Annotated in this window: 24 protein-coding genes; 16 read left to right on the top strand and 8 right to left on the bottom strand. The window is 65.9% G+C overall.

Annotation, left to right across the window (positions count from 1 at the left end):
* Positions 1 to 5 precede the first annotated feature (5 nt).
* The 5 genes from prfB to A7X12_RS04580 all read left to right on the top strand — a co-directional run bounded on the left by prfB (position 6) and on the right by A7X12_RS04580 (position 5,969).
* Positions 6 to 1,133 (top strand): peptide chain release factor 2, encoded by a 1,128-nt coding sequence (prfB, locus tag A7X12_RS04600; RefSeq protein ID WP_064310461.1) that lies wholly within the window; start codon positions 6 to 8, stop codon positions 1,131 to 1,133.
* A 2-nt stretch (positions 1,134 to 1,135) separates the two neighbouring features.
* A complete protein-coding gene (locus tag A7X12_RS04595) occupies positions 1,136 to 1,903 on the top strand; it encodes a class I SAM-dependent methyltransferase (protein ID WP_064310460.1) in 768 nt (255 codons plus the stop codon).
* 175 nt (positions 1,904 to 2,078) lie between these two features.
* Complete coding sequence (gene ileS, locus A7X12_RS04590; protein WP_064310459.1) at positions 2,079 to 5,042, top strand: isoleucine--tRNA ligase; 2,964 nt, start codon at positions 2,079 to 2,081, stop codon at positions 5,040 to 5,042.
* On the top strand, positions 5,042 to 5,563 hold the full coding sequence (gene lspA, locus A7X12_RS04585; protein ID WP_064310458.1) for a signal peptidase II: 522 nt from the start codon (positions 5,042 to 5,044) through the stop codon (positions 5,561 to 5,563). Before ileS ends, lspA begins: the two co-directional genes overlap by 1 nt.
* Positions 5,556 to 5,969, top strand: coding sequence for a DUF3035 domain-containing protein (locus tag A7X12_RS04580; RefSeq protein ID WP_064310457.1), 414 nt, complete (start codon positions 5,556 to 5,558; stop codon positions 5,967 to 5,969). Before lspA ends, A7X12_RS04580 begins: the two co-directional genes overlap by 8 nt.
* Before the next feature lie 148 nt (positions 5,970 to 6,117).
* On the opposite strand, the gene A7X12_RS04575 is transcribed toward A7X12_RS04580, so the two are convergent.
* The 4 genes from A7X12_RS04575 to A7X12_RS04560 all read right to left on the bottom strand — a co-directional run bounded on the left by A7X12_RS04575 (position 6,118) and on the right by A7X12_RS04560 (position 8,522).
* Positions 6,118 to 6,918, bottom strand: coding sequence for a TorF family putative porin (locus A7X12_RS04575; protein ID WP_064310456.1), 801 nt, complete (start codon positions 6,916 to 6,918; stop codon positions 6,118 to 6,120).
* Positions 6,919 to 7,152: 234 nt separating this feature from the next.
* Positions 7,153 to 7,617, bottom strand: a complete 465-nt coding sequence (locus A7X12_RS04570) for a RidA family protein (protein WP_064310455.1) — start codon at positions 7,615 to 7,617, stop codon at positions 7,153 to 7,155.
* A gap of 42 nt (positions 7,618 to 7,659) precedes the next feature.
* On the bottom strand, positions 7,660 to 8,271 hold the full coding sequence (locus A7X12_RS04565; RefSeq protein WP_064310454.1) for a hypothetical protein: 612 nt from the start codon (positions 8,269 to 8,271) through the stop codon (positions 7,660 to 7,662).
* Entirely contained in the window at positions 8,268 to 8,522 is a 255-nt protein-coding gene (locus A7X12_RS04560) for a DUF3572 domain-containing protein (protein WP_443029288.1), read from the bottom strand. The genes A7X12_RS04565 and A7X12_RS04560 overlap by 4 nt, the downstream gene beginning before the upstream one ends.
* A 47-nt stretch (positions 8,523 to 8,569) precedes the next feature.
* Between A7X12_RS04560 and A7X12_RS04555 the strand changes: the two genes are divergently transcribed.
* Entirely contained in the window at positions 8,570 to 8,998 is a 429-nt protein-coding gene (locus tag A7X12_RS04555) for a response regulator (RefSeq protein ID WP_084445078.1), read from the top strand.
* 40 nt (positions 8,999 to 9,038) lie between these two features.
* Here A7X12_RS04555 and rpmG read toward each other — a convergent pair whose 3' ends face one another.
* Positions 9,039 to 9,206, bottom strand: a complete 168-nt coding sequence (rpmG, locus tag A7X12_RS04550) for a 50S ribosomal protein L33 (protein WP_010125625.1) — start codon at positions 9,204 to 9,206, stop codon at positions 9,039 to 9,041.
* A 251-nt stretch (positions 9,207 to 9,457) separates the two neighbouring features.
* Between rpmG and A7X12_RS04545 the strand changes: the two genes are divergently transcribed.
* Positions 9,458 to 9,952, top strand: coding sequence for a Dps family protein (locus A7X12_RS04545; RefSeq protein WP_064310452.1), 495 nt, complete (start codon positions 9,458 to 9,460; stop codon positions 9,950 to 9,952).
* A gap of 48 nt (positions 9,953 to 10,000) precedes the next feature.
* Here A7X12_RS04545 and A7X12_RS04540 read toward each other — a convergent pair whose 3' ends face one another.
* Both A7X12_RS04540 and A7X12_RS04535 read right to left on the bottom strand, forming a co-directional pair.
* On the bottom strand, positions 10,001 to 10,321 hold the full coding sequence (locus A7X12_RS04540) for a hypothetical protein (RefSeq protein ID WP_064310451.1): 321 nt from the start codon (positions 10,319 to 10,321) through the stop codon (positions 10,001 to 10,003).
* Positions 10,322 to 10,401: 80 nt separating this feature from the next.
* Entirely contained in the window at positions 10,402 to 11,238 is an 837-nt protein-coding gene (locus A7X12_RS04535) for a metallophosphoesterase (RefSeq protein WP_064310450.1), read from the bottom strand.
* A gap of 95 nt (positions 11,239 to 11,333) precedes the next feature.
* On the opposite strand from A7X12_RS04535, the gene A7X12_RS04530 reads away from it, so the two are divergent.
* The 3 genes from A7X12_RS04530 to A7X12_RS24950 all read left to right on the top strand — a co-directional run bounded on the left by A7X12_RS04530 (position 11,334) and on the right by A7X12_RS24950 (position 14,649).
* On the top strand, positions 11,334 to 12,059 hold the full coding sequence (locus A7X12_RS04530; protein ID WP_064310449.1) for an aspartate/glutamate racemase family protein: 726 nt from the start codon (positions 11,334 to 11,336) through the stop codon (positions 12,057 to 12,059).
* Between the two features lie 33 nt (positions 12,060 to 12,092).
* Complete coding sequence (locus tag A7X12_RS04525; protein WP_064310448.1) at positions 12,093 to 13,670, top strand: cisplatin damage response ATP-dependent DNA ligase; 1,578 nt, start codon at positions 12,093 to 12,095, stop codon at positions 13,668 to 13,670.
* A 484-nt stretch (positions 13,671 to 14,154) separates the two neighbouring features.
* Positions 14,155 to 14,649 (top strand): HWE histidine kinase domain-containing protein, encoded by a 495-nt coding sequence (locus A7X12_RS24950; RefSeq protein ID WP_084445076.1) that lies wholly within the window; start codon positions 14,155 to 14,157, stop codon positions 14,647 to 14,649.
* A gap of 280 nt (positions 14,650 to 14,929) precedes the next feature.
* On the opposite strand, the gene A7X12_RS26565 is transcribed toward A7X12_RS24950, so the two are convergent.
* Positions 14,930 to 15,739 carry a cold-shock protein gene (locus tag A7X12_RS26565; RefSeq protein ID WP_064310447.1) on the bottom strand — a complete coding sequence of 270 codons (810 nt, stop codon included), beginning with the start codon at positions 15,737 to 15,739 and terminating at the stop codon, positions 14,930 to 14,932.
* 343 nt (positions 15,740 to 16,082) lie between these two features.
* Between A7X12_RS26565 and A7X12_RS04515 the strand changes: the two genes are divergently transcribed.
* From A7X12_RS04515 to A7X12_RS04490, 6 genes are all read left to right on the top strand, one after another.
* The gene (locus A7X12_RS04515) at positions 16,083 to 16,703 is read left to right on the top strand and encodes a ribonuclease D (protein ID WP_064310446.1); all 621 of its coding nucleotides are present in this window, start codon (positions 16,083 to 16,085) and stop codon (positions 16,701 to 16,703) included.
* A 71-nt stretch (positions 16,704 to 16,774) separates the two neighbouring features.
* On the top strand, positions 16,775 to 17,419 hold the full coding sequence (lptC, locus tag A7X12_RS04510) for an LPS export ABC transporter periplasmic protein LptC (protein WP_064310445.1): 645 nt from the start codon (positions 16,775 to 16,777) through the stop codon (positions 17,417 to 17,419).
* The gene (locus A7X12_RS04505) at positions 17,419 to 17,961 is read left to right on the top strand and encodes an LptA/OstA family protein (protein WP_064310444.1); all 543 of its coding nucleotides are present in this window, start codon (positions 17,419 to 17,421) and stop codon (positions 17,959 to 17,961) included. The genes lptC and A7X12_RS04505 overlap by 1 nt, the downstream gene beginning before the upstream one ends.
* A 125-nt stretch (positions 17,962 to 18,086) precedes the next feature.
* Positions 18,087 to 18,869: an LPS export ABC transporter ATP-binding protein gene (gene lptB, locus A7X12_RS04500; protein ID WP_064310443.1), complete on the top strand. Its 783-nt coding sequence runs from the start codon at positions 18,087 to 18,089 to the stop codon at positions 18,867 to 18,869.
* A gap of 5 nt (positions 18,870 to 18,874) precedes the next feature.
* Positions 18,875 to 20,380 carry an RNA polymerase factor sigma-54 gene (rpoN, locus tag A7X12_RS04495; RefSeq protein ID WP_064310442.1) on the top strand — a complete coding sequence of 502 codons (1,506 nt, stop codon included), beginning with the start codon at positions 18,875 to 18,877 and terminating at the stop codon, positions 20,378 to 20,380.
* Positions 20,380 to 21,222, top strand: a complete 843-nt coding sequence (locus tag A7X12_RS04490) for an endonuclease/exonuclease/phosphatase family protein (protein ID WP_064310441.1) — start codon at positions 20,380 to 20,382, stop codon at positions 21,220 to 21,222. The genes rpoN and A7X12_RS04490 overlap by 1 nt, the downstream gene beginning before the upstream one ends.

Genomic DNA, 21,222 nt, shown 5'->3' with positions numbered 1-21,222 from the left:
GGAACATGCGCGCTGAAGCGCAGGCATATGTCGACAAGATCAACGCGGCCCTCGCGCTGCTGCGCCGCTCGCTCGACTGGGACCGCGCGCTGCGCCGCCTCGACGAGCTGAACGCGCGCGTCGAGGATCCGACGCTGTGGAACGACGCCAAGAAGGCGCAGGACGTGATGCGCGAGCGTCGCCGCCTCGACGAATCGATCAGCGCCACCCGCGCGATCGAGAGCGAGCTGAGCGACACGGTCGAGCTGATCGAGATGGCCGAGGCCGAGGGCGACGAGGAAATGGCGGTCGACGGCACCGAGAGCCTGCGTGCACTCGCCGAGCGTTCCGATGCCGACAAGGTCAAGGCGCTGCTGTCGGGCGAGGCCGATCCCAACGACACCTATGTCGAGATCAACGCAGGCGCCGGCGGCACCGAATCGAACGACTGGGCCGAAATGCTCCAGCGCATGTACACGCGCTGGGCCGAGCGCCACGGCTACAAGGTCGAGCTGGTCGACTATCACGCCGGCGAACAGGCGGGCATCAAGTCCGCGACCCTGCTGTTCAAGGGCGAGAACGCGTACGGCTATGCCAAGACCGAGAGCGGCGTGCACCGCCTCGTCCGCATCAGCCCGTTCGATTCGAACGCGCGCCGACAGACCAGCTTCGCCTCGGTCTGGGTCTATCCGGTGATCGACGACAATATCGAGATCGAGATCAACGAAAGCGAGCTGCGCATCGACACCTATCGCGCCTCGGGCGCGGGCGGGCAGCACATCAACACCACCGATTCGGCGGTGCGCATCACCCACTTGCCGACCGGCATCGTCGTGCAGTGCCAGAACCAGCGTTCGCAGCACAAGAACCGCGCCGAGGCCTTCAACCAGCTCCGCGCCCGCCTCTACGAGCGCGAGCTGGCCGAGCGCGAAGCGGTGGCCGACGCGCAGAACGCGACCAAGACCGATATCGGCTGGGGCCACCAGATCCGCTCCTATGTCCTCCAGCCGTACCAGCTGGTGAAGGACCTGCGTACCGGCGTCACCTCCACCGCGCCGAGCGACGTGCTCGACGGCGACCTCGACAGCTTCATGGCCGCCGCGCTAGCACAGCGCGTGACGGGCGAGGCCGTCGCGGTGGAGGATGTCGATTGAGCTTGCGCGCGCGGCCCCTGCTGCTCGGCGTGACGCTGCTGCTGGCGGCGTGCGACGGCAGTCCGCGGGCGGTGCGCAACGAGCGCCATGATCCGGCCAATTCTGGCTTCCCGGCGGCGGACCGGCCGGTGGCGACGATCGTCTCGTCGCGCTGGTCGAGCGAGGAAGAGCGCGATCGGCTGAACGAGGCCGGCAAGGTGATGGACCTGGCGGGCATCAAGCCTGGCATGACCGTCGCCGATATCGGCGCGGGCGAGGGCTATTACACGATCCGCCTCGGCCAGCGCGTCGGCGCCAAGGGGCGGGTGGTCGCCGAGGACATCGTCCCCGATTATATCAGCGCGCTCGCCACCCGCGTGGTGCGCGAGAAGCTCGACAATGTCAGCGTGCGCCTCGGCCTGCCCGCCGATCCGCGGCTGCCGGAGAACAGCTTCGATCGCGTGCTGATGGTGCACATGTACCACGAGATCGAATCGCCCTACGAATTCCTGTGGCGGCTGCGGCCGTCGCTGGCGCCGGGCGGGCAGGTGGTGGTGGTCGACGCCGATCGCGCCACCGAGAATCACGGCACCCCGCCCGCGCTGCTCAAATGCGAGTTCGCGGCGGTGGGCTATGCCCAGGTCTCGATGCTGCCGATGCCCTCGGCGGGCGGATACATGGCGGTGTTCGAGGCGCGCGGCGAGCGGCCCGAGCCGGAGACGATCCGCGCCTGCAAGTCCGGCGCGCACGCCAGGGCGGTGACACCCAAGCCGAACGGGGCGCACGAATAGCGCACTCTTAAGCCCCTCCCCTTCAGGGGAGGGGTTGGGGTGGGGCAGTGTCTCACCGAGACCAACCGATGTTCTGGAATCCCTCCACCCCCAACCCCTCCTCCCAGGAGGAGGGGCTTAAGTGCACAAGCAGGTGATGACTTCCCCGCGCACACCGGCTAATCCCGCGCGACCCATGACTGACGCAACCGACACCCAGCGCGACTGGCGCGACACCGTCTTCCTGCCGAAGACCGATTTTCCGATGAAGGCCGGCCTTGCTGCCAAGGAGCCCGCCATTCTCGAGCGCTGGGCGAAGATCAGGCTCTATCAGAAGCTTCGCGAGGCCCGCGCCGGCCGCGAGCGCTTCCTGCTGCACGACGGCCCGCCCTACGCCAATGGCGACATCCATATGGGCCATGCGCTCAACAAGATCCTGAAGGACATCGTCGTCCGCTCGCAGAGCCTGATGGGCAAGGACGCGCCCTACGTCCCCGGCTGGGACTGCCACGGCCTGCCGATCGAGTGGAAGGTCGAGGAAGCGTACCGCGCCAAGAAGCTCAACAAGGACGAAGTCGACCCCGTCGCCTTCCGCGCCGAATGCCGCGCCTATGCGGAAAAGTGGGTGGCGGTGCAGCGCGGCCAGTTCGAGCGGCTCGGCATCCTGGGCGACTGGGACGATCCCTATCTCACCATGAAGTTCGACGCCGAGGCGCGGATCGCCGGCGAGCTCTTGAAGTTCGCCGAGAGCGGCCAGCTCTATCGCGGCGCCAAGCCGGTGATGTGGTCCCCGGTCGAAAAGACCGCGCTGGCCGAGGCCGAGGTCGAATATGAGGACATCGTGTCGACGCAGATCGACGTGGCGTTCGAGATTGTCGAGGCGCCCAACGCCCCCGAGCTGGTCGGCGCGCATGCGGTGATCTGGACGACGACGCCGTGGACGATCCCGGTGAACCAAGCTTTGGCGTATGGGCCGGAGATCGCTTATCGGGCTTACAAGATCACTGCCTCGGTCGATGCAAACCCTGGCGTAGACGTTTTCGCGCATCCGAGTGTGGCCGCATTCAACAATCGCGACTTTGTCGTGGTAATAGCGGATGATCCCGTCTTGAAGGCGGAATTTAATCGGCGGTTGAACGCCTATTGGCCTGGCGCTCAAGCGGTCGATGTCGGACTTTGGAGTGGCAAGGGCTCCGACCTCGCCGGTGCCGTCGCGCGTCACCCGATGCATGCGCTCGGCGGGTTCTTCGCCAAGCCGCGGCCGTTCCTGCCCGGCGACTTCGTCACCACCGATGCGGGTACCGGCCTCGTCCATATGGCACCCGACCACGGCGAGGACGACTTCCTGCTGTGCAAGGCACACGGCATCGATCCGGTGTTCGCGGTCGACGGCGCGGGCATGTACCGCGCCGACTGGCTGTGGCTGGGCGGCCAGGGATCGGTGATCAACAAGAAGTTCGTGAGCGCCGAAGGGCCGATCTGTTCGGACCTGCGCGCCGCAGGGGCCCTGCTCGCCGCTTCGGACGACTTCCAGCACAGCTATCCGCACAGCTGGCGGAGCAAGGCGAAGATCATCTTCCGGGCGACCCCGCAGTGGTTCATCCCGATGGATAAGCCTGCACTAAGCCCCTCCCCTTCAGGGGAGGGGTTTGGGGTGGGGCAGAGTCTCACCGAGACCAACGAACGTTCTGGCATCCCCCACCCCAACCCCTCCCCTGAAGGGGAGGGGCTTAAGAGTGGTGGCAACGCCCCAACCCTCCGCGCCATCGCGCTCGATTCCATCGAACGCACCCGCTGGGTGCCCGAGCGCTCGATCAACCGCATCCGCGCGATGGTGGAGGGGCGCCCGGACTGGGTGATCAGCCGCCAGCGCGCTTGGGGCGTGCCGATCGCGCTCTACGTCAACCGCGCGACCGGCGACTATCTCCGCGACGGGCAAGTCAACGCCCGCATCCTCGACGCCTTCCGCGCCGGCGGGGCCGATGCCTGGTACCAGGCCGACCACCAGGCGCTGCTCGGCCCCGACTATCGGGCCGAGGACTATGAGGTCGTCACCGACATTCTCGACGTGTGGTTCGACAGCGGCTCGACCCACAGCTTCGTGATCGAGGCGCGCTATGGCGAGGGCGTGCGCGCCAACCTCTATCTCGAAGGCTCGGACCAGCATCGCGGCTGGTTCCAGTCGTCGCTGCTGGAGTCCGCCGGCACGCGCGGCCGGGCGCCCTATGACGCGGTGCTCACCCATGGCTTCGCGCTCGACGGGCAGGGCAAGAAGATGTCCAAGTCGCTCGGCAACGTCGTCGATCCGCTGAAGATCATCGGCGAGAGCGGCGCGGACATCCTGCGCCTCTGGGTCGCGCAGACCGACTATTTCGACGACGTCCGCATCGGCAAGGAAGTGCTGGCCGGCACCGGCGACGCCTATCGCAAGATCCGCAACACCTTCCGCTATCTGCTCGGCGCGCTCGACGGGTTCGGCGAGGCCGAGAAGGTCGCGGTCGCCGACATGCCCGAGCTGGAGCGCTATGTGCTCCACAAGCTGGCGGCGCTCGACGCGGAGCTGCGCTCGGCGGCGGAGGCGTTCGAGTTCAACCGCTATGCGCGCGCGCTCGGCGATTTCATGAACGAGGACCTCTCGGCCTTCTTCTTCGATATCCGTAAGGACTGCCTCTATTGCGACGCGGAGCGCGATCCCAAGCGCCGCGCCTATCGCACCGTGCTGGACCTGCTGTTCCACGCGCTGGTCCGCTATGCCGCGCCGATCCTTGCCTTCACCGCCGAGGAGGTGTGGCAGAGCCGCTATCCGAGCGAGGACGGATCGGTCCACGAGCTCGAATGGCCGGTGCTGCCGGAAGGCGCCACGGTCGAGCATGACTGGACCGCGATTCGCGCACTGCGCCAGACGGTGACCGAGGCGATCGAGCCCTATCGCCGCGAGAAGAAGGTCCGCTCCAGCCTCGAGGCCGAAGTGACGGTGCCGAGCCTGCCGATGCCAGCCGAGGAGCTGACCGAGCTGTTCATCGTCGCGAAGGTCGAATCCGGTGCCGATGTCACGGTCACGCCCACCGATCGCCACAAATGCGGCCGGTGCTGGCGCCATCTTCCCGAAGTGACGCAGGATGGGGCATTGTGCGATCGTTGCGCGGGGGTGGTGTCGTGATGAAGCAGGTTCGCCTCTATGGCTTCGCCGCGGCGCTCGCCGTGTTCGTGCTCGACCAGCTGACCAAGTATATCGTCACCGGCCCGCTCGGGCTGGTGGTGCAGAATGATTCGATGACGCTCGCGCCGTTCTTCGACCTGCGCTTCGTCAAGAATATCGGCGTGTCGCTGGGCTTGCTCTCGGCCAACAGCCCGACGATGCGCTGGCTGCTGGTGCTGATGACCGCGTGCATCGCGATCGGCGTGCTGGTGTGGATGCTGCGCGAGAAGAAGACCGGCGACGTCGTCGCGCTCGGCCTGGTGCTGGGCGGGGCGTGCGGCAACATCCTCGATCGTTCGCGCCTCGGCTATGTCGTCGATTTCGCCGATCTGCATTTCGGCGAGTGGCGCCCCTTTTTGGTCTTCAACGTGGCCGATGCGGCGATTACCATCGGCGTGGTGATCCTGCTGCTCCGTGCCCTGCTCGTTCGCGACAAGAACCCCAAGTCGCCTGCCCCTGTGGAGAAGAAATTCAATGCGTAAGCTTATTCTCGTCGCGACCGGCCTGGCCTGTGTGGCCTCGCTCTCGGCGTGCGGCAAGCGGGGCTATGACCGCGCGCGTCCCGACGAGTTCGCCGTGGCCCGCCAGGCGCCGCTGGTGATCCCGCCCGACTTCTCGCTGCGCCCGCCCCAGCCGGGTGCGGCCCGCCCGCAGGATACCAATCCGTCCGATCAGGCACTTGAGGCGCTGTTCGGCGGCACCGCGGCGCGCAGCCCGGCGGAAACCGCGACGCTCGACCAGGCAGGCGCCGCCAGCGCCGATGCCGGCGTCCGCAGCAATGCCGGCAGCCCGTCGACCACCGTGGTCGACAAGGGCACTACCACCCAGGACATCCTCAAGTCGCCCCAGGGCGATAACAAGGACGCCAGCGTGAAGACGCCGCAATAATCCTGCCGGCCGCAAGGCAACGAAAAAGCGCCGGTCCGCATCACGCGGGCCGGCGCTTTTTCGTTGGCAGCAGGTTTCCGGACCGCCCGGCGCGGCTAGCGGGAGCGGCTCCCAAGCCGCTCCCGCGCCCCCGCCCGAGGGCGTTCGATCAGAAGCTGACGCCGATGGATCCCAGCACGCTGCCCTTGGCGGCATCCTTGCCGGTCGGCGTGATGAACTTCACGTCGGTGCCGACATAGGAAACGCCGAGCGTCAGGTTCTTCCAGGTAACGGCGCCGCCCACTGCCCAGTCGGTATATTCCTTGCGCTGGGCCGGAACGAGCCAGCTCGGCCCGAAGCTGTGGCCGAGGTGGCCGGTCAGGCTGAACGGGGTCTTGGGAATCGCGGCGGACACGTCGCCGGCGAGATAGACATTGTCCTCGTTTTTGAGCGAGCCGCTCTGACCCTGGTCGAGCGACAGCGCCTTCTGCTTCGGCGCATAGTTCACCGTCGCTTTCGCCGTCACCGGTCCGATCGCGTAGGAAACCGAGGCATAGGGCTCGATGAAGTCCGAGGAGCTCTTGTCGACGCTGGGCGTAGTGAAGCCGGGGCGGGTGCCCGGGTAGACATAATAGAGCGCGCCGACATCAAGCGTCACGCCGTTCTTGAAGCTGTGCTTGAAGCCCGCGATCAGATCGAGCTCCTGGTGCGCGGTGCCGTGCGTCGTGACATAATCGTCGATCGAGGAGCCCCAGGCCGAGACGTAGAAGCCCGATGCATGGCTGATCGTCAGACCGCCCTGCACCGCGAAATTGCCGTCGGTCTGGGAGATGCCGCGGAACTTGTAGTCGCTGATCACCGTGGCGGTGCCGTTCAGCGTGATTGCCGGTGCCGGAGCCGTCTCTTGCGCCAACGCGGGAGCGGTCGTGGCGAGCAGGAGCGCGCCGAGGGTGATCGAGGAGAAGCGCATGGAATCCCTTTCTTTAGAAACTAAAGGGTCCCTCATCTGCTGCGATCGGCATCACCTACCTAGGAGCTCTGCGGCCCGGCGACTTCCAATCTGCAACAAAAGATTGCCCGAACCGGGCGCTAGCGCACAATAGTTTATGCTTTGTCTCTGTATGGTTTGTTTCGGAGTGTTGCTGGGCAGCCACAGGCATGCCGCTTCATCGGCCGTTCTTCGACCGAGGAAGCGGCGGAAAAATCAGGCGAGTTCGACGATCGCGTCGACTTCGACGGCGGCACCCAGCGGCAGGGCGGCGACGCCCACCGCGCTGCGGGCATGGCGGCCGGCCTCGCCGAACAGCGCCTGCATCAGCTCCGAGGCGCCATTGGCGACCTTGGGCTGATCGATGAAGTCCGCGGTGGAGTTCACGAACACGCCCAGCTTCACGACGCGCTTCACGCGCGACAGGTCGCCGTCCAGCGCCTTCTTGATCTGCGCGACCAGCATCAGGCCGCAACGCTGCGCTGCCTCGGTGCCGAACGCGATGTCGCGATCCTCGCCGAGGCGCCCGGTCATCAGCGCGCCGTCCTTGAACGGCAGCTGGCCGGAGACATGGAGCAGCCCGCCGGCTTCGACAACCGGAACATAGGCGGCGACGGGAGCGGCGGCCTCGGGCAGGGCGAGGCCAAGCTCGGCGAGCTTGCGATCGATGGCAGTGGTCATGTCCCGACCCAACCACCGGGCACGGGACGGGTCAAGGCCCCGTCAGCCCTGCGCGAAGCGTTCCAGGATCCACGCCTCGGCGTCGCGCCAGTCGTCGATGCGGGCATGGGCGTGCGGGGCGGGGGGCACCTTCGGCGCCAGACTGGGCTCCGCGACCATGTGCAGCCGGAACACGTCCGGCGCGTGCTTGGCGACCGATTCATGATGCACCGCCAGATCGTCGACGAACACGGTGACCGGCGCGCCATGTTCCGCGACCAGCTTCGCCACCGGCGCGCCCTTGCCGCCCTGGTTGCATTCGACGCGATGGACGATGCCGTGGTTGGCCAGCTGGGTGATGCGGTGGTCGCGGCAATGATCCTGCAGGTTGGTGAGGACGACGATATCCGCCACTTCGGCGATGCTTCCCAGCACCTCGCGCGCATGCGGCACCAGCGTCTGGCGTTCCATTTCGGCGGGGAAGAAGCCGTCGAGCAGGGCCCACATCTCCTCGCCTTCCAGCGTGCTGCCGTCGCCGCGGCGGCGCATCGATCCTTCGAAGGCGCTGCCGTTCAGCGCGAAGTCGATGTCCTGGGTTTCGCCCAGCCATTCGCCGAAATGCCGGACCATGTGGAGCAGGACTTCATCGCAATCGGTGATGAGCAGGGGTTTCATGGGCGTTCCAGCTGTCGGCGCGCATCGACCAGCGCGGCGGGGGAAAGATCGAGCGCATCGGCGCAGGCGATCAGGTCGGGCTCGTAGGATTCGAGAAAGCCGATCGCGGCGGCGAGCAGCGCGGGTTCGCCGGCGCGGGCCCGCAGCGTGGCGGGGTCCAGCCCGGTCAGGTCCAGCAGCCGCGCGGCGCGGCCGGGCTCGCCGAGTATCCAGACCAACGCCTGCAAGGCCACCGTTTCGGCATTTGTCACCGCGCCCGCCATCGCCTAACACCACCCCCGCAGAGTAGGGGTAGCGCGTGCCAAAAAGAGTGCTCGTTGTCGAGGACAACGAATTGAACCTGAAGCTGTTCTGCGACCTGTTGCGCGCACACGGCTATGAAGCGGAGCCGGTGCGAGACGGGCGCGAGGCCGTGCCTGCCGCGCGTCGCTTTCGGCCGCATCTGGTGATCATGGACGTGCAGTTGCCGCACGTCACGGGCTTCGAGCTGATCGGCCAGATGCAGACGGACCCGGTGCTGGGCCGCATCCCGATCATGGCGGTCACCGCCTATTCCAGCCACGAGGATGAGGAGCGGATTCGCGCCGCCGGCGCGCGCTCCTATGTCGCCAAGCCGATCTCGCTGGCGCGATTCGTCGACCAGGTCGAAAAGCTGATGGCCGCGATCGAGGATCCGGCGGCGGATGCAGCGAAAACGCCGGACCCCAGCAAGGATCCGGCGCGGTAAGATCGAACGGTGCGGGCGCGGCGTGGCGCGCCCGGCGACGTTACTTGATCTTCGCTTCCTTGAAGTCGACATGCTTGCGCACGACCGGATCATACTTGCGGAAGCTCAGCTTCTCGGTCTGGGTGCGCGGATTCTTCTTGGTGACATAGAAGAAGCCCGTATCCGCCGTGCTGACGAGCTTGATCTTTACGGTGGTCGGCTTTGCCATGACCCGGAACCCTTGATTCGTGCGAAAAGAAAAGAGCGGCGCGCCATGGGCACACCGCTGACAGGGGGGAGCGGATGCGCGAATCGTCGGTGAAAGTCAAGTGTGTTGGCGCCTGAAGGTCGTGCCGAAGCGCACCGGCTATCGATCAGCCTGATCGGGATAATCCATGGGTATGGCTGTTTCCAAGGCGGAACCGGACCCTATATCCCGATCGTTAGGGCAACGAATCGACCGCCTCAGGAGGAAAACCCATGGCCGAAAATCCCGCACTCGCGACGCCGACCGATCTCAACCGCAACGACACGAAGAGCGTTGCCGATGCCCTGAACAGTGCGCTGGCGGACTGCTTCACGCTGTACCTCAAGACCAAGAATTTCCACTGGCACGTCTCGGGCCCGCATTTCCGCGATTACCACCTGCTGCTCGACGATCAGGCGGCGCAGATCCTGGGCGTGACCGATGCGATCGCCGAGCGCGTCCGCAAGACCGGCAACACCACGTTGCGGTCGATCGGCGACGTCGCCCGCCGCCAGACGATTTCGGACAATGACGCGGAGTTCGTGGCGCCCGGCGACATGCTTGCCGAGCTGCGCGACGACAATCTGAAGCTGGTGGAGAGCTTCCGCGCCGTCAAGGAAGCCGCCGAAGAGGCGAAGGACAATGCCACCAGCGGCATCGTCGACGAATGGACCGACCAGGCGGAAGAGCGCGCGTGGTTCCTGTTCGAGGCCAGCCGCAAGGGCTGAGCGGTTTCGGCCGGCGCGCGCGCCTCGCGCACGCCGGCCTTTCGCCGCTTACTTGAGGGCGGCGAGGTCGGTTTCGACCTTTTTCAGCACCTCGTCCGTCAGCGCGCCCTGCGAGAAGGGTTGCACGGCCTTGAGGCTCATCGCCTTGAACTGGTCGAGCGCCGGATGCGACGACAGCCCAGGAATATCGGTATCGAGCACCGCCTTGGCCTTTTCGTCGGCCAACAGCGTCTCGATCGGCGTATCGAGGCTGAACTTGGTGGCGGCCGGCGCGGCGGCGGGCGCGGCGGGGGGCGCCGGGGTCTGCTGCGCCATCGCAGCGGGGCTCAGCACGGCGGCGGCGATCACGCCGGCGACAAGAAGCTTCATCGGAAAGGCTCTCCCTGAACGAGCGCGGCACGCGCCCGAAGGTGGAGGCTAGGTGCGAAATGCGGCAGCTTTGCGAATCCTCAGCGTCGCGCGCGATCGAAGGTGAGAAGCCAGAAATCGGGCACGGCGCCGATTCGCAGGGGCACGCCGCTGGTGCCGATTCCCCCGGTCACGATCACGTCGCGGCCGGGTTCCCGAATCAGTCCGCAGACGAATCGCAGGCCATAGCGGGACGATGCCGTGATCGGGCCGATCCAGGGCGGTGCGATCTGGCCGCAATGGGTGTGGCCGGCCAGGACCAGCGGATAGCGTTTCGGGAGCAGGGGGGCGATGTCGGGCGTGTGGCTCAGGACCACCGTCGGACCGGGGAGCGCGCGCGCCGCCCGATTCAGGCGATCGCCCTGGAATTTGCCGTGATACAGGTCGTCCGCGCCGGCGATGGTCAGCGGACCGCGCCGCACCGCGCTGTTGCGCAGGACGGTGATTCCCATTTTTGCCAGCCAGGGCGGGAGATCGGTCTTGCCGGCATCGGTATAGTCGTGATTGCCCAGCACGGCGAGGACGCCATAGCGCGCACGCAGGCCGGCAAGCGGGGCGGTCGCCTCGGCGGCGTCGTAGATGCGGGTGGTTACCGTCCGCTCCTGCTCGACATCGCCGGCGATCAGCACCAGGTCGGGCTTCAGCGCGTTCACCTGCCCGACGATGCGGGCGAGTCGCGATGGCGGTGTTTCGGGCCCGGCGACATGCAGATCGCTGATCAGCACCACCCGCATCGGCGCGGCGTTGGCGGGCCAGTCGCGCATGTGCACGGTCATGCGATGGACGACCGGATCGCGCATCGCCGTGAACAGGCCGAAGGCGACCACGCCCCCGAGCAGGAGGAGCAGTGTGAGCAGCAGGACGAGAAATCGCTTCATGCGGCGATTCCTAGGGCAAGGTCGGGCTTTGTCGAACCCCTGTCGTGTCGCAGGGCAGCATGGAAGTCTGCCGCGCGACGTGCCACCCTCCTGCCATGCGGATGATCGGTTTGATTGGCGGGATGAGCTGGGAAAGCTCGGCGGAATATTATCGTATCCTCAACCAGGGGGTGCGCGACGCGCTTGGGCCGACGGCCTCGGCGCGATGCCTGCTCTGGTCCTTCGATTTTGCCGAGATCGAGGCGCTGCAGCATCGCGGCGATTGGGAAGGTCTGTCCGAACGGCTGGTGCATGCCGCCCGGCAGCTGGAGACCGCGGGTGCCGAGGGGGTGCTGATCTGCACCAACACGATGCATCGCCTCGCCGCCGCGGTGGAGGCCGGGGTGTCGATCCCGCTGCTCCACATCGCCGATCCCACCGCCGAGCGAATCAAGGCCGACGGGATTCGGACGGTGGGCCTGCTCGGTACCGCCTTCACGATGGAGCAATCCTTCTACCGGGATCGGCTGGCACGGCAGCATGGATTGCAGGTGATCGTGCCGGAAGAGGCCGATCGCCGCACCGTGCACCGCGTCATCTATGAGGAACTGGTGGCAGGGCAGGTGCTGCCGGCCTCGCGCGCGGCGTATCGGGCGATCCTCGCGCGGCTCGCGGAAGCAGGCGCCGAGGCGGTGATCCTCGGATGCACCGAAATCATGCTGCTGATCGGTCCCGAGGACAGTCCGGTGCCGGTGTACGATACCACCGCCATCCACGCCGCCGCCGCCGTCGCGTGGGTGCTGACGAAGGCACCGGGCGGAGGCACCGTCGCCGGGGCCTAGCGTATCGCGCCGGGATGCCCCATCTATTTGACCATGCGCGCTTTTGCCGACCTTCTCGACCGGCTGATCTACACCCGTTCGCGCAACGCCAAGCTTCGCCTGATCGGGGAGTATCTGCGTGTCACGCCCGATCCCGACCGGGGCTGGGCAATGGCGGCGCTCACCGGTGGGCTCGATCTCCCGGCCGTGAAGCCCGCGCTGCTCCGCGCGATGATCGAAGCGCGGGTCGATCCCGTCCTGTACGGGATGAGTCGCGATTTTGTCGGCGACTCGGCGGAGACCATCGCCTTGCTCTGGCCCGAGCCCGCGGTGCCCCCGCCGGAAAGCGGGCCGCTGACGCTGTCGCAGGTCGTCTCGACTCTCTCCGCGCTCTCGCGGTCGGATGCGCCGGCGGTGCTGGCCGGGATGCTGGACCGGCTGGAGGCGGACGAGCGCTACGCGCTGCTCAAGCTCGCGACCGGCGCGCTGCGCGTCGGTATTTCCGCACGGTTGGCGAAAACGGCGTTGGCGCAGGCCTTTGGGCTGGATGTCGATGCGGTGGAGGAGGTGTGGCACGGGCTGCGCCCGCCCTATGCTCGCCTGTTCGACTGGGCGGAGGGGCGTGCCGGGCAGCCGCGCGTCGAGGATGTGCCGGTGTTCCGTCCGTTCATGCTCGCGCACCCGCTGGAGTCTACACGGGTCGATCTGGCGGATTATGCGGCGGAGTGGAAATGGGACGGCATCCGCGTGCAGCTTGTCCACGCCGGGGGTGAGACTCGGCTTTACAGTCGCGCCGGCGACGACATCACCCCCAGCTTCCCGGAAGTTGCCGCGGCCTTCGATGCGCCCGGCGTGCTTGATGGCGAATTGCTGGTGCGAGGTGAAGTCCAGGGTGGCGAGGCCGGTAGTTTCAATGCGTTGCAGCAGCGGTTGGGTCGGAAGCTGGTTTCCGCGAAGACGCTTGCCGAGTTCCCCGCCTTCGTACGCCTGTATGATATCCTCTTTGACGGCGATGAGGATCTGCGGGCGCTGGCCTGGCATGCGCGTCGGGGTCGGCTGGAGGCGTTCGTCCCGCGGCTCGATCCCAAACACTTCGATCTCTCGACGGTGATCGAAGCAGCGGATTTCGCTGCACTGCAGGAGATACGCGCCGGAGCGCGTGATGCGGCGATCGAAGGGGTGATGCTCAAGCACCGCGATTCACCCTATGTCGCCGGGCGCAGGGTAGGCCTGTGGTACAAGTGGAAGCGCGATCCGCTTATCGCCGATTGCGTGCTGATGTATGCGCAGCGCGGGTCGGGTAAACGCAGCAGCTTCTATTCGGACTTCACCTTCGGCGCTTGGACCGAGACCGGCGAATTGCTGCCAGTGGGCAAGGCCTATTTCGGTTTTACCGATGAGGAGCTGAAATGGCTCGATCGATACGTTCGCACCCACACCCTCAACCGTTTCGGCCCCGTGCGGGAGACGGACAAGTCGTTGGTGCTGGAAGTCGCGTTCGATTCCATCCACGAATCGAAGCGGCATAAATCGGGCCTGGCGATGCGCTTCCCTCGTATCTCCCGGATTCGTACCGACAAGCCGGCGGCAGAGGCGGATACGATTGCGGGATTGCGGCGGATGATGTCCTGACGTGCTTGTTCCTCCGGCGGCGGTGCATGAGGATAGTTGGACGAGCAGCGGGAAATAATCGAAGGTGTTGAAGTGGTCTGCTGATCGCAGCGCGCCGGATGCTCCGCCTTGGCCATCCGGCCATCTGACCCGCGGATTATATGCCTATTCATTCTGGCTTCGCCCCCGCCCTGTCTGAAGGTCTCAGCGGTGGGGATGCCCTGCTATAGCTGACTGCTGGGAGCGATACGCCAGGGGACTGGCTCCGCAATGGCGCCGATCATACGGCGAGACAAAGCGACATCTTCCTGGAGCTGATCAACAAGTGCCCGTTCGGCATCTATGTGGTCGACGATCGGCTGATGATCATGGCGATGAACGAACGCAGCCAGGAGGGCGCGTCCCGCAACGTCCGCCCGGTTATTAGTCGCTCCTTCGAAGCCGCGATGCGGATCCTCTGGCCAGAGACTGTGGCGAAGAGATTGCCGAGACCTTTCGCGAAACCTTGGAGAGCGGCGATCCCTATCGGTCGTGCGATTTCGTCCGTCTCCGCAACGACATCGAGCAGGTCGAGGGTTATGAATGGGATCTGCGCCGCACGCGGCTGCCGGAAGGCCGGCTGGGCGTGATCTGCTACTATTTCGACTCGGCGGAGTTACGGGACGTGCAACGTGCGCTGGTTGAGGCGACGCGGTGTCAGAGGGTGCTGATCGACAAGCTCAACCCTCGCGTGAAGAACAGGCTTTCCATGGTCCAATCGCTCGCGCACCAGACGATCGGCCGCAACCCGGACCCGGTGACGGCGCAGTTGGCGTTTGAAGGCCGATTGGGGGCGCTGGCTCGCGCACATAACACGCGTACATGGGGAAAAGGCCGAGCTCGCCGAGGTGGTCGAAGGTTCGCTGGATGCGTGCGGTGTCGCCGAGCAGGTGCAGGTGAGCGGGCCAACGATCTGGCTCGATTCGCGCAGGGCTGTAACGATAGTGATAGCGGTGCATGAACTTTGCACGAACGCGATCAAATATGGCGCTTTCCAAGACGGTCGGTCATGTCACGTTCGAATGGCAGCGCGTGGAGTTGCCGTCTCGGCTGCTCATTTCGCAGCGGCGCGAACGCCGCGGTCCGGTGGTGTGCCCGCCCACCCGTTGCGGCTTCTGCCCGCGCACGCTGGAGCGTGGCCTGACAGGCGATCTCGAGGCGCAGGTGCCCTCGAAGGCACCTGACGAAAAAGGCCGGACGTCGCCGCCCGGCCTTCTTATTTCGTGCAAGCCCGGACGGGATTACTGCTGCGGCGTGAGATTCACCGCTGCGTACTTGCCGCGACGATCGACCTCGAGCTCGAACTCAAGCCGGTCGCCTTCGTTGAGCGTCGGCATGCCGGCGCGCTCTACGGCCGAGATGTGGACGAAAGCATCAGGCTGTCCGTCATCGCGCTGGATGAAGCCAAAGCCCTTCATCGCGTTGAAGAACTTAACCGTGCCTGTCGCCTTCTCGCCCGTCAGCTGGCGCTGCGGCCCGCCACGCGGCGCACCGCGATCGCCGCCGCCGAAACCGCCGGCCGCCTGCTCGCGGGGCGCGCGCTCGACGACTTCCATCGGCTCGCCATCGATCTTCAGCGTGGTCGCCGAGATGCGGCCGCCGCGATCGACGAGGGTGAAGCCGAGCGGCTGACCCTCTGCCAGCGCCGTCAGACCAGCCTGCTCGACTGCGGAAATGTGCACGAACACATCCTCGCCGCCGTCATCGCGAACGATGAAGCCAAAGCCCTTTTGCGCGTTGAAGAACTTAACGACACCGGTGCCTTCGCCGATGACCTGGGGGGGCATGCCGCCGCCGCCGCCGCCACGGAAACCACCGCCACCGCCGCCGCCGCCGAAGCCGCCACCGCCGCCGCTGCGGAAACCACCGCCGCCGCCGCCGCCGAAGCCGCCACCGCCGCCGAAGCCGCCGCGACCGCCACCACCAAAGCCGCCGCGATCTTCGAAGCCGCCGCCGAAGCCGCCGCCGCCGAAGTTATCGTCGCCGAAACCATCGCGCTTGTCCCTGCCGCGCCCACCGCGCTCGCCGCGACGTCCTCTATCGAAACTCATGCCCTGTTCGTCTTCCCGGTTCGCCCTCAAACTACCAATCAAAACCGAGCGCCGGACGAAAAACGCAGGTCTTACGGCGCTAACGTAGCGCCACACCCGATGTCATACTCCAAAAAAATCGGGCGCGCGAACGAAAATCGCGCGAATGGCTACTTTACGGCAGGAAAGTGTCCGCAGCGCCACGGTGGGAGGAGCGGGGCAGAGCTGTAAGGCGTCGGTCGCAGCTTGGTTGGATCCAAACGTGCGTCGGCGTCCGCCTCTAACCTGTCGACTCGGTAATTGCAAAGGCGTGCAGGCACGGCTAGGCATTGAGGTGTGTCGCCAACCTCGCTACGCGAACGCGATGACCGTCCATTTCCACGAAGAAGATCTGCCCGAGGGCGTGTTCGCCCCCGGAGCTTCCATCGCCGTCGACACTGAAACGATGGGTCTGATCACCCCGCGCGATCGGCTCTGCCTCGTCCAGCTGTCGGATGGCTCGGGCGACGAGCATCTCGTACGCTTTGGGCCGCAGTCCAACTATGCCGCGCCCAACTTGCGCGCCGTGCTGTCGGATCCGGAGCGGCTCAAGCTCTATCACTTCGCCAGGTTCGATCTGGCGGCGATTCGCTTCTATCTCGGCGTTACCGCCGGGCCGGTCTACTGCACGAAGATCGCCTCGCGGCTGGTGCGCACCTATACCGATCGCCACGGCCTGAAGGACCTCGCCCGTGAGTTGGTCGGTGCCGAGATTTCCAAGCAACAACAGTCGTCCGACTGGGGTGGTCCGGACCTGTCCGATGCACAGCGCGACTACGCCGCCTCGGACGTACGCTTCCTCCATGCGATGAAGGTCGAGCTCGACAAGCGACTCGAGCGCGAAGGCCGTGTGGAAATGGCGCAGGCCTGTTTCGATTTCCTGCCCTGGCGCGCTGAGCTCGACATTGCCGGCTGGCCTGAAGTGGATATCTTCGCCCATGCGTGAGTGCGCGGCCAATCCTGATTGCGCGGATCGACTGGTTGCTTCGGCCGTTTCGGCTCCCCACAAGGGAGCCTATGTCTGAGATCGCCGCCCGATTGACCACGCAGAACCGAGCCTGGGCCCATCCCGGGAGCAACCACGATCGTGTCGTGCGAATCGCGCTGGTGCTGCTGCCGATCCTGATCGGCGCGCTGGCGGCCTTTCTGGTCAGCGCGCCGCTGTTCATGGGCGGCGACGTCAGCTTCGTGCTCGACAAGAACAAGGTTGCGATGTCGCCCGAGCGGCTGAAGATCGTCGCCGCGGACTATCGCGGCGAGGATTCGAAGGGCCGTCAGTTCGAGCTGCATGCGGGATCTGCCGTGCAGAAGAGCTCAGCCGAACCGATCGTACAGTTGAACCAGCTCAATGCGCGGCTCAGCTTGACCGACGGGCCGGCCACGCTGGTCGCCAATCACGGGCGCTACAATCTCAATACCGATCAGATGATGATCGACGGGCCGATTCATTTCCAGACGACCGACGGCTATGTTCTCAACACCAACGACGCGACGATCGATCTGAAGACCAGGCTACTCGAAAGTGGCGGGGCGGTGACCGGCAACACGCCCACCGGCACCTTCCGTGCCAATCGCCTGCGCGCCGATCTGGACAAGAGACTGATCTCGCTGGAAGGCAATGCGCACTTGCGGATGACGCCGAAGCCGGCAAGGAGGCCCTGATGACCCGCGCTCTCGCTCCGCTCGCCCTCGGGCTGCCGCTGCTGCTCGCTGCCGTTCCCGCGGCTGCACAGGCCCGGCACGACTCGAACGCCCCGATCGATTTCGATGCGAAGAACATCCAGCTCGACGACAAGGCGAGCCGTGCGATCCTGAGCGGCAACGTCGTTATCAAGCAGGCCGACATGACGCTACGCGCCGCGCGCGTGACGGTGGCCTATAGCGGCAGTGCGCTCAACGGCTCGCCCCAGGCCTCGCGCCTTGATGCGACCGGCGGCGTGACGGTGACCCGTCCTAATCAGACCGCGCGTTCCAGCTATGCCGTGTATGATGTCGATCGTCGGATCATCACGATGATCGGCAACGTCACGCTGCAGCAGGCTGGTTCGAACGTCGCCAATGCTGCCGGTCCGCGGCTGACGATCAATCTCGACACCAGCCGCGCTACGTTCGGCGGGTCGGCGGCGGGGCCGGCGACGCAGAATTCCGGCGGGCGCGTGACCGGTCGTTTCTCGGTCCCCAATCGCGACGCGTCGAAGCAATAAGCCGGGGCAATGCCACGGCGCGCCGTGGAGTGTCTTTCCTTCCCGCGCGTTATCATGCAGGAACCCTGCCAAGCGACCACGCATCTGGCGGGGATCAAACCAGCGTTTTCATTGCAGGAGCCGTCATGACCGACGTCGCCATCGCCGCCCCCGAAAGCTCCGCGCCGGATCCCGTGCCGTTGCCCGATCGCGGGCTTGCCGTCGTCTCGATCGCGAAGTCGTACGACAAGCGTACAGTGTTGACCGACGTTTCGGTTTCGGTCGGCCGGGGCGAGGTCGTCGGCCTGCTTGGACCCAACGGCGCGGGGAAGACGACCTGCTTTTATTCGGTGATGGGCCTGGTGAAGCCCGACAGCGGCCGAATCATGCTGGACGGTGAGGACATCACCCGTCTGCCCATGTACCGCCGCGCGATCCTGGGCTTGGGCTATCTGCCGCAGGAAACTTCAATCTTCCGCGGGCTGAGCGTTGAGAAGAACATCGCCGCGGTGCTCGAGCTGGCCGAGCCGGATCGCGACGCTCGTCAGGCGCGGCTCGACGAACTGCTGGATGAATTCGGCCTGACCCGTCTGCGGACCTCGCCGGCGATGGCGCTGTCGGGCGGCGAGCGGCGGCGGGCCGAGATCGCCCGTGCGCTGGCCGCCAACCCGACGATCATCCTGCTCGACGAGCCTTTCGCGGGCATCGACCCGATTTCGATCAGCGATATTCGCGATCTGGTGAAGCAGCTCAAGCAACGCGGGATCGGCGTGCTGATCACCGATCATAACGTCCGCGAAACGCTGGAAATCGTCGACCGCGGCTACATCATCTATGACGGCCGCGTGTTGTTCGCCGGTTCGCCCGACGATCTGGTGCGCGACGAAAATGTCCGCCGCCTGTATCTCGGCGAAAGCTTCTCGCTCTAAATGCCATGAGTCTCGCGCCTCGCCTCGATCTGCGCCAGTCGCAATCGCTGGTGATGACGCCGCAGCTTCAGCAGGCGATCAAGCTGCTGGCGCTGTCGAACCTCGAAATCGAAACCTTCATCGCGGAAGAGGTTGAGCGCAATCCGCTGCTCGATGCGCAGGGCAGTGACGATGGTCCGACAGAGGCTGCCGAAAGCAGCGATGACTTCGAGCCGCGCGACGGTCCCGCCGATGCCAGCGAATTAATCCTGGGCGGCGGCGACGCGGCGGGCGAGGCCGCGCTCGACGTCGACTTTGCCACAGATGCGTTCCATCATGATTCCGCCAGCGACCTGATCGGCGGCCTGGACGGCGGGCTTGGTCTGAACGGCACCGGGGGTGGCGGCGCGGAGGACGGGCCCGATCTCGACAATCTGGGAACCGGCGATCTCAGTCTTGCCGATCATCTGCTCGCCCAGGCGGGCGCGACGGTGGCGGGCCCTGATCTGTTCATCGCCCAGCACCTGATCGACCAGATAGACGAGTGCGGCTATCTCACCGTGCCGCTACGCGAGATCGCCGAGCGGCTGGGCGTGTCGCTCGTCCGGGTCGAGGCGGTGCTGGCAGTGATCCAGACCTTTGATCCCACTGGAGTCGGCGCGCGCGACCTTGCCGAATGTCTGGCCCTCCAGGCCAAGGAAGCCGATCGCTATGATCCGTGCATGGCTCGGCTGATCGACAATCTGGAGCTGGTCGCGCGGGGCGACCTCGGCCGGTTGCGCCGGATCTGCAATGTCGACGACGAGGATCTTGCAGACATGGTCCGCGAGCTGCGCGGCTATGATCCAAAGCCCGGCTGTCGCTATGGCGGCGATCCGGTGCCGGCGGTGACGCCCGACGTCTTCGTGGCGCGACGGGGGGCTGGTTGGGCAGTGGAGATCAACGCGGCGACCTTGCCGCGGTTGCTGGTCAACCGCGCCTATTATGCCGAGGTGTCGGGGGGCAAGCAGGACAAGGCGAGCAAGGCCTGGCTGACCGACATGCTCGCCAGCGCCAACTGGCTGGTCAAGGCGCTCGACCAGCGCCAGCGCACCATCATCAAGGTCGCCAGCGAGATTGTGAAGCAGCAGGAAGGCTTCTTCCTCAAGGGCGTAGCACACCTCCGCCCGCTGACCCTGCGCCAGGTAGCGGACGCGATCGAGATGCACGAATCGACCGTCAGCCGAGTCACCAGCAACAAATATCTCAGCTGCGCGCGCGGCCTCTTCGAACTGAAATATTTCTTCACTAGCGCGATCCAGTCGGCGGATGGCGGCGAGGCAGTGTCGGCCGAGGCGGTGAAGAGCGCGATCAAAACGCTGATCGCCGCCGAGGACCCGAAGAAGATTCTTTCGGACGACACGCTCGTGGAAATGCTCAATGCGAAGGGCTTCGATATCGCCCGTCGCACGGTCGCGAAATATCGCGAGGCGATGGGCATTGGCAGCTCGGTGCAACGCCGGCGCCAGAAGGCACTCGAAGGAGCGGGTTGATGCAGCGTGTTTGGGGTTGGGTGGCGGCGCTTGCCGCGATTCTGGCGTGCGTGCCGGCGCTGGCGCAGGGCGCGCCCGAACTGACGGTGATGAGCCTCAACATCCGCATGCCGAGTTCGGACGACGGCGCCAACCTGTGGGAGAAGCGCCGCGACCTCACCTTCGCGACGATCCGCGCGGCGGACCCCGACCTGATCGGCACCCAGGAGCTGTTCCAGCGACAGGGCGACGATGTGGTGAAGGCGCTGCCGCAGTATAGCTGGTTCGGCACCGACCGCTATGGCGGCCATGCCAACGAGCATATGGGGATCTTCTACCGGCGCGACCGGCTCAAGATCGTCGAGCAGGGCCAGTTCTGGCTTTCCGATACGCCCGACAAGCCGGGCAGCATGAGCTGGGGGACCGACCTGCCGCGCATGGTCAACTGGGCGACCTTCCAGACCAAGGACGGCCGCAAGTTCCGCTTCTACGACACCCATTTCCCGCACCGCGACCAGGATGAAGGCGCGCGGGAGCAGGCGGCCAAGCTGCTGGCGGCGCGGATCGCCGAGGGGCCCAAGGACCTGCCGGTGATCCTGACCGGCGACTTCAACACGGTGGACAGCTCGGGCGCGCACCGGGCGCTGATCGCGACGCTCGCGGATGCCTGGCTCGCGCGTCCGGACCATCAGGGCCCGGGCTTCACCTTCCACGGCTTCACCGGCAAGGGCGAGAACCGCATCGACTGGATCCTGACGCGCGGCTTCACGGTCGAGCGGATCGCGACGATCGATACGCACCGCGGCGAGGTCTACCCGAGCGACCATTATCCGGTCGTCGCCCGGGTCCGCTTCGAGCGCTGA

It is taken from the genome of Sphingomonas sp. TDK1, from assembly GCF_001650735.1.
Classification (GTDB): Bacteria; Pseudomonadota; Alphaproteobacteria; order Sphingomonadales; family Sphingomonadaceae; genus Sphingomonas.
The sequence above is the reverse complement of the archived record's forward strand: the minus strand, read 5'-3'. Positions and strand labels throughout refer to the sequence as shown.

What these genes read in the sequence shown, in the direction of transcription:
- A7X12_RS26565 (WP_064310447.1), bottom strand. Translation starts at nt 15,739, where the DNA reads ATGAGTTTCGATAGAGGACGTCGCGGCGAGCGCGGTGGGCGCGGCAGG.
- A7X12_RS04530 (WP_064310449.1), top strand. Translation starts at nt 11,334, where the DNA reads ATGCGGATGATCGGTTTGATTGGCGGGATGAGCTGGGAAAGCTCGGCG.
- lptC (WP_064310445.1), top strand. Translation starts at nt 16,775, where the DNA reads ATGTCTGAGATCGCCGCCCGATTGACCACGCAGAACCGAGCCTGGGCC.
- ileS (WP_064310459.1), top strand. Translation starts at nt 2,079, where the DNA reads ATGACTGACGCAACCGACACCCAGCGCGACTGGCGCGACACCGTCTTC.
- A7X12_RS04570 (WP_064310455.1), bottom strand. Translation starts at nt 7,617, where the DNA reads ATGACCACTGCCATCGATCGCAAGCTCGCCGAGCTTGGCCTCGCCCTG.
- lptB (WP_064310443.1), top strand. Translation starts at nt 18,087, where the DNA reads ATGACCGACGTCGCCATCGCCGCCCCCGAAAGCTCCGCGCCGGATCCC.
- A7X12_RS04575 (WP_064310456.1), bottom strand. Translation starts at nt 6,918, where the DNA reads ATGCGCTTCTCCTCGATCACCCTCGGCGCGCTCCTGCTCGCCACGACC.
- A7X12_RS04580 (WP_064310457.1), top strand. Translation starts at nt 5,556, where the DNA reads ATGCGTAAGCTTATTCTCGTCGCGACCGGCCTGGCCTGTGTGGCCTCG.
- rpoN (WP_064310442.1), top strand. Translation starts at nt 18,875, where the DNA reads ATGAGTCTCGCGCCTCGCCTCGATCTGCGCCAGTCGCAATCGCTGGTG.
- A7X12_RS04515 (WP_064310446.1), top strand. Translation starts at nt 16,083, where the DNA reads ATGACCGTCCATTTCCACGAAGAAGATCTGCCCGAGGGCGTGTTCGCC.
- A7X12_RS04505 (WP_064310444.1), top strand. Translation starts at nt 17,419, where the DNA reads ATGACCCGCGCTCTCGCTCCGCTCGCCCTCGGGCTGCCGCTGCTGCTC.
- lspA (WP_064310458.1), top strand. Translation starts at nt 5,042, where the DNA reads ATGAAGCAGGTTCGCCTCTATGGCTTCGCCGCGGCGCTCGCCGTGTTC.
- rpmG (WP_010125625.1), bottom strand. Translation starts at nt 9,206, where the DNA reads ATGGCAAAGCCGACCACCGTAAAGATCAAGCTCGTCAGCACGGCGGAT.
- prfB (WP_064310461.1), top strand. Translation starts at nt 6, where the DNA reads ATGCGCGCTGAAGCGCAGGCATATGTCGACAAGATCAACGCGGCCCTC.
- A7X12_RS04540 (WP_064310451.1), bottom strand. Translation starts at nt 10,321, where the DNA reads ATGAAGCTTCTTGTCGCCGGCGTGATCGCCGCCGCCGTGCTGAGCCCC.
- A7X12_RS04565 (WP_064310454.1), bottom strand. Translation starts at nt 8,271, where the DNA reads ATGAAACCCCTGCTCATCACCGATTGCGATGAAGTCCTGCTCCACATG.
- A7X12_RS04490 (WP_064310441.1), top strand. Translation starts at nt 20,380, where the DNA reads ATGCAGCGTGTTTGGGGTTGGGTGGCGGCGCTTGCCGCGATTCTGGCG.
- A7X12_RS04535 (WP_064310450.1), bottom strand. Translation starts at nt 11,238, where the DNA reads ATGAAGCGATTTCTCGTCCTGCTGCTCACACTGCTCCTCCTGCTCGGG.
- A7X12_RS04545 (WP_064310452.1), top strand. Translation starts at nt 9,458, where the DNA reads ATGGCCGAAAATCCCGCACTCGCGACGCCGACCGATCTCAACCGCAAC.
- A7X12_RS04525 (WP_064310448.1), top strand. Translation starts at nt 12,093, where the DNA reads ATGCGCGCTTTTGCCGACCTTCTCGACCGGCTGATCTACACCCGTTCG.